The organism is Gordonia sp. HS-NH1, assembly GCF_001418765.1.
Classification (GTDB): Bacteria; Actinomycetota; Actinomycetes; order Mycobacteriales; family Mycobacteriaceae; genus Gordonia.
The window spans coordinates 1-6,055 of the sequence record NZ_LIYC01000077.1 but is presented as its reverse complement, the minus strand read 5'-3'; the positions used below and the strand labels follow the sequence as shown (position 1 = coordinate 6,055).

General features: G+C 62.0%; 4 protein-coding genes. 3 read left to right on the top strand and 1 reads right to left on the bottom strand.

Features of this window, described 5'->3' with window-relative positions; all coding sequences use genetic code 11:
* Nucleotides 1–469 precede the first annotated feature (469 nt).
* Nucleotides 470–1,081 carry an LppU/SCO3897 family protein gene (locus AMD30_RS23910; protein WP_156354408.1) on the bottom strand — a complete coding sequence of 204 codons (612 nt, stop codon included), beginning with the start codon at nucleotides 1,079–1,081 and terminating at the stop codon, nucleotides 470–472.
* Nucleotides 1,082–2,751: 1,670 nt separating this feature from the next.
* Between AMD30_RS23910 and AMD30_RS23900 the strand changes: the two genes are divergently transcribed.
* From AMD30_RS23900 to AMD30_RS23885, 3 genes are all read left to right on the top strand, one after another.
* Nucleotides 2,752–3,717, top strand: coding sequence for a nucleotidyltransferase domain-containing protein (locus AMD30_RS23900; RefSeq protein ID WP_055477328.1), 966 nt, complete (start codon nucleotides 2,752–2,754; stop codon nucleotides 3,715–3,717).
* Between the two features lie 597 nt (nucleotides 3,718–4,314).
* Complete coding sequence (locus AMD30_RS23890) at nucleotides 4,315–5,613, top strand: HesA/MoeB/ThiF family protein (protein ID WP_055477326.1); 1,299 nt, start codon at nucleotides 4,315–4,317, stop codon at nucleotides 5,611–5,613.
* Between the two features lie 23 nt (nucleotides 5,614–5,636).
* Nucleotides 5,637–6,055: Mov34/MPN/PAD-1 family protein (locus tag AMD30_RS23885; protein ID WP_055477331.1), on the top strand; the 419-nt coding region annotated here is incomplete at its 3' end.

Genomic DNA, 6,055 nt, shown 5'->3' with positions numbered 1-6,055 from the left:
GCCACGAAGGGTCCTGGTGAGACGCGTCGGGAACCCATCGTGGCTCGCTTCGCTCGCACCTCAGAGACCAGAAGATTCGGCCACTCGCACTCGCAGCACGGCTCTTTCGTGATCCACGGCTGCCGCCAGGCCGCAGGTACTGAGGAGCGAGCTTGCGAGCGTCTCGAAGGGTTACGAAACCGTCGATCCACCTTGCCCTCTCCGGCGTTGCCGGTGCCGTAGATAGCAACGTCGCGGCGCAGATATGCCGGTCCGGCATCGAACACTGCTTCGCGCACACTGCGCAGCCAGTCGGCGAACTCGAGGCGCGCGATCCGCTCAGCAGACAACCGACCCCGCCGGAACTCGGTGCGCCGGTTTGTCGACCCGACTGTCAAGGGGGACAGCATTCTTCATACCGGTCTATGCGGAGGTCCACTCGAGTCCGAGGAGCGTCAGGGCGCGGGCCAGTTGTGGATCCGCGGCTGGTCTAAGGCTCGAAGTACGTCAAGCAATAACCAGCGGGTGTTGGCTTCGGGGCGAAGTAATCGATCTGTCCCTCTGCGCATCGGGGAAGTGCGGCCACTTTGGTCTCGACCTTGAAGTAGGTGTAACCGCCAGGGACCTGCGGAGGCACCCTCGAACAGTCGATCTCGCTCACCTTGGCGAGCGCGTTCGGCGCATCCGTTGGCGGCTCGGAGTAGCAAAACCCCTGCTCGTACACCGAGGCAAGACACAGTACTTCCTCGATGCGTGGGCGGCCGCCGGCGTACAGGCGTTCCTCGTACCAGAACACGACATACTCAGAGCCACACTCGTTTTGGGTCTGCATCCGAGCCGCGACTGCGTAATGAAACCCTTGATAACCGCAGTCGACCGTCTCGACCTCAAGTTCCCCGGCGAGTTCGCCCATGGTGAGACATTCACCGACACTCAGCTCGGTGGTGTCGGCGACGTTGTTCTCGAAGTCGCGGGGGTCCTCGAGGGCCACGCTCACCGCAATCATCAAGGCCAGCACCGTCGCGAACCCAAGGAACCCGGCGAGTAGCCATAGTCCCTTGCGGCTCTTCTTCGGTGGCCGACCACCGGGATGCGGGTACACACCTCCCGGATATGGTGCGGGCGGCGCCCCGTACGGGACTCCCTGCCCTGGAAAACCTGTGTTCGGCGGATGTTGCCCGGGCTGTGCGGGCGGGCCCTGGTACCCGTAGCCGGGATAGCCAGGACCAGGTGGCGGCATGGTCACGCGCGTAGCCTAACCCGGCCCAGGTCGTTTCTCGGCAGAGACTTCACAGCGGGAGAGAGGACGCGATCCGGTCGACGCGCTGACCGCTGACCTTCAGCTCGAAAGGTTCTCTGATGTCGAAGGATCGGCGGCCGGCGACGCTGTTCATCGATGAAATATGCAGCACTTCGGTTGACACAAGATACGTTATCGGCACTTGGAAGATGCAGGGGTACAGCCAATTTCAGTGACGGATTGACATGACGTAAATGCGGGACCTCGACGGGCTTCGCGAGTTGTCCCGATCCGAATGCCTGCTCGACACTCGACAGAACTATCCCGAGAGACATTCACTTGATGAGACAGTCAGACGTTAGACGAGACCCCAACTGATTCGGGGGTCTTGGCTTAGGACCGCAGGAACTTGTGAAGTGGTTTGGAGAAACTGAGCGAGATCTCTGTCGAGCATTCGGGCCAGACGCATACAGAAGGAGTATCCTGCGGTCGCAGTTCGCCGCACGGGTGTCGACGAGGCATCGTTGGTGCCAGGGATCGGATAGCCATTGACTAGCGACTCGTGATGAGCAATACGGTTCCTCAGGATGTGTACCTCGCGCATTTGTTCGTGGACCCAGGCTCTGTCGAGTCTTTGACGCTCCTCCCCAGCCTCCTTGTTTGCGCCCGGCAATGCGTCGAGGAGCACTTCGCGTGTCCACACCGCGTCGTGCTCCGCGCGATTGCAGGGGCCGTCGACGCCGGTCGCGCCTCCAACGTCGAGCATGGCCACCCACGTGCCAAACATGCAGCTTGCTATGAGTCGTCCTCGGATTTTGCCGTCAGTCGCTTGAGTCCCGCGAAACTTTGCGGGAAGTCGATCCCAGCCGTCTGTGATCTGTCGATAGCTTCGAGCGTCAAACAACGAAGAACTGAGTCGGAACCAATTGTCCCCGTACTTCTTGGCGAGGGCCGCATCCAAACTGTTGCGAAGCGCGACCTCGAGTACAGAGATGTCGTGGAAGTAGGCAGCGGACAGTTTCCGCCCCCAGACGTACAGATCAAGGGCCTTCTGTTCATCATCGAATGTCGCTCTGAGGTAGGTAGCGAGGCGCTGACTAGATACGTGCTTGGTCTGCAGGCCGGATGCGGAGGCCGCTGGCTGACTCATCGGACACAACTGATCGGCTAGAAGACGCACTCCCCCCCACATCAGGCCACCCGTACACCGGTTCCGCCGTGGGGGGGTCATTTTTTTGTGTGTCGCTGCGCGAACGGTAACCGTCCCTGGGTCACTGGCCTGGTACGCGCGCTTCGAGGCAGAACGACATCGACTGGCTCTGAGCCCGGGTTCGTGGGCAGAGCCCGTGAGAGCGGTCCACCGAGTTGACAGTTGCTGCGTGCACTTCTATTTCGGGGGACGCTGAACGGACACAAGGAAGACGCCGACGACGCCGACGATGGGATCGCGTCCTGCATCTTCGCGTCCAACGGCAATGTCGGTGGTAGCAACTACTGTGATTCAACAGAGAACCTACCCAGGAGAACGAACTATGAGCGTGACTGACGCCTTCAAGACTTTCCAGGACGTCGTGAACGCTGATATCACGCACGTCCGCGAGGCGCGAACTCGCCGCGACCTCTTCAAAGGCGCCTTCGGTGCCGAGGACGACGTGGAGGAAGTTATCCCGTCCGGGTCGCTTGCGCGAGGAACACACAAGGATCCGATCCATGACGTGGATGTAATCATCGTCTTCGATCAAGATGACCATCCTGGGTGGGGAACGCCGGGAAGCTCCGCCGCGGACGCTCTCGACTACACCCGCGAGCGTGTCAACACGCTGCTCGGGGCAACGAACGGCACATACGACCAGGTGGTCCGACTGGCCAGGTGGCGCAACCATGCCGTCAAGTGCTTCCTGGATGACCCCGACGATCCCGACGCGTTCACAGTCGACGCCATGCCAGCACTTCGCCGCGATGGGCAACTCCTCATTCCTGAAGCACTCTCAGAAGACTGGGTCACATGCGACCCCGAGTTTCTAATCGCCGAGGTCGCGGATCGACACGCACAGTGGAACAAGTTCGCCGGCACTGTTCGGATGCTCAAGTGGTGGGCTGCCGAGCAGGACACTAAGATCAAGTCTCTCGTCATGGAGGTCCTGGCGCTCGACTTCCTGCCGACGGACGTCAACCAGCCGGCTGCGATCAAACAGTTCTTCGTGAGCGCCTGCTACCACGTCGAGGGCGGGAACGACGTCACCGATCCTGCTGACCTCTGTGGACCGATTCAGCCCGACATCGACGACGACGCGTTCGCCGACGCTCTGCGGTCAGCTCGCGACAACGCCATCAAGGCGTTCCAGGCGCAGGCGAACAATGACACTCCGGCTGGGATCAAGCACTGGGGTGAGGTCTTTGGGGACGACTTCCCGAAGCCTCCTGCCTCCACTAGCAACCCGGCGCCCGCGGTCGTGCCCGCTGCACCCCGTCCGGTGAAGGACACTCCACAGGGATGAGTCGCGCAACGGATCCAGATCGCGGCGCAGGCGCCATGGCGCTCAACCCCGTTCTCTGGACTGAGCGCGAACCTGTGCGACTTGCGCGCGATCGGAATGAGGTCCAGGCGTTCGCGCCATTGCTCGAGTACCAGAGCCCCTCAGCCGACGGCTTGCCGCACGGTGGATGGATTGGCGTCCTCCCCCGCTGGCCTTTCGACCGGCCGCAGCCTGAATCTCTTAATGAGCTGCTCGGGGACAAAGAACTGCGAGTGCTCGTCATCTGCTCCGCAGCACACCCGATGGTTCCGCCGACTATTTACTCCGTCGATCCCAAGCCGTCGATCTGGGAACAGACACAGTCAGCATGGCACGTAGCCCCAGGAGGATCGCTCTGTCTGCTCCAGAGCGATGGCGGCTGGCAGCCCGAGGCCAGTCTCACCGAGCTCCTGGCCAAGGCATCGGGGTGGCGGATCGAATACGCCCTCATGAAGGCTGGAGTCATCAATGAAATGTCGGTCAGTGGGATCGTCTCTGACCCCTCGAACGACCACCTGATTGACCGAGCGATTCAGCGAACAGATCCAACGACGGACCCAACGGAGACGGGAGACGCAGATGTCTCCTCGTAACCCCTTCGCCGTCATGCCCAGAGACGCCGTCACCAAGATCGCAGACTCCGAGCTGTTGGGTGGCTCGCTGGTGCTCCGCCGCGTTCCCGCGGACGATATGTACGTCGTCCAGACCGTGGAAACCGGCAAAGACATCCGTCTTCCCGCGGAAGTCCCACGCGAGTACGCCGCACTTCGTTCAGGCGACCCCCATCATGCAGCTCAATGGATCAGGGTGGCGCCGAACGGCGCCCATCTTCACCATCTCTTTCTGTCCAGGCGGCCCGATAGCGCGATGGGGTTTAGGGATTTCAGGGAGCTGGTGCCGGGCGTTGCCGATCCCGGTACCAACCTTGGCGTGGTCGTTACTCACGACCCCGATCTTCAGCCGGAGCTACTGGAGGCCGGTGCTTCGGAGTTTGCGGGCTGGGCTGTCCGACGCGAAGGTGTGGAACCGCTCGCGATCGCGATCGAGCCAGAAGTTGTTGGCCTGGCACAGTTGGCTGGCAAGTGGCCGATCGAGCAGCTCGCCACCAACAGCGTCATGGTCGTGGGTTGCGGCAGCATCGGAAGCGCCGCAGCAGAGTCGCTCGCAGGCTACGGAGTCGGGCGTGTGGAACTTGTCGACCCGGATCGATTCCTCTGGCACAACATGCTCCGCCACACTCTCGGCGCCGAAAGTGTCGGTCGATTCAAGGTGGCGGCCATGAAAGACCGCCTTGACCAGCACTGGCCGCGGCAGAATGTGGTCGCCCACCAACGCGACGTGGTTGCCGAGGCCCACTACATCCGGCCCATCATCGACCGCGTCGATCTGGTGCTCTGTGCCGCAGACGGTATCGCTCCCAGGCGTGTCGTCAGCCACCTCTCCCGGCGCGCACGGAAGGCGGCGATCTTGGCGTGCGTGCTCGACAATGGCTCGATCGGAGAAGTCATCAGGCTGCGACCCACAGCCCGATTCGGATGTCTCCTCTGTTTACGGCAGCAGCTTGCAGATCAGGGAGCGCTGGACGCTGAGGCCGATCAGGAGTTGGATTACGGCACCGGGCGCGCCCATCAGCCCATGACGGCTGTCCCGCCCGATCTCCGATACGTCGGCACGTTCGCCGCGAAAGTAGCCGTCGCAACACTGCTGGAATCGCTGCACGGTGACCACACCCAACAGGTTCCCGGCGAACACGCCATCATCGGTCTCCGACCAGCAGGTGACCTCGCAGCCCCTTTCGACCTCAGCCAAACCGGCGACGTTCGGTGGTCGTCCATCCCCAGACCTCGCGCATCGTGCCCCACCTGCACGCCAGGATGACAGTGCGGATAGAGGTGCCTGCGGTGACGATCACTGACGACGCACTCAGCGCAATCGCGCGCGAGGCGTTGCGGTCCGTCGATGGACTCGAAACTGGCGGCATTTTGCTCGGGCACGACGCGACTGATCGGATCGATATCCGACACGCCGGTGGACCTGGACCCAACGCCACCCGCGGCGAACGCGCCTTCATGCGAGACCTCAACCATGCCCGGCGTCTCGCGGACTGCGTCTGGTTGGAGGACCGCAGCCAGTGGATAGGCGAATGGCACACCCACCCGACCGGAGTTCTCTCCCCGAGCGAGGTTGATCTCAACTCCTACATGCGCCATCTGCACGACCCCGAACTGGGGTTCAACAAGTTCGTCGCGATCATCGCTGGATTCGATTCATCGGCACGTGTGGTCGTTGCAACTTGGCTCGTGTCAACGGCCAGTTTGAT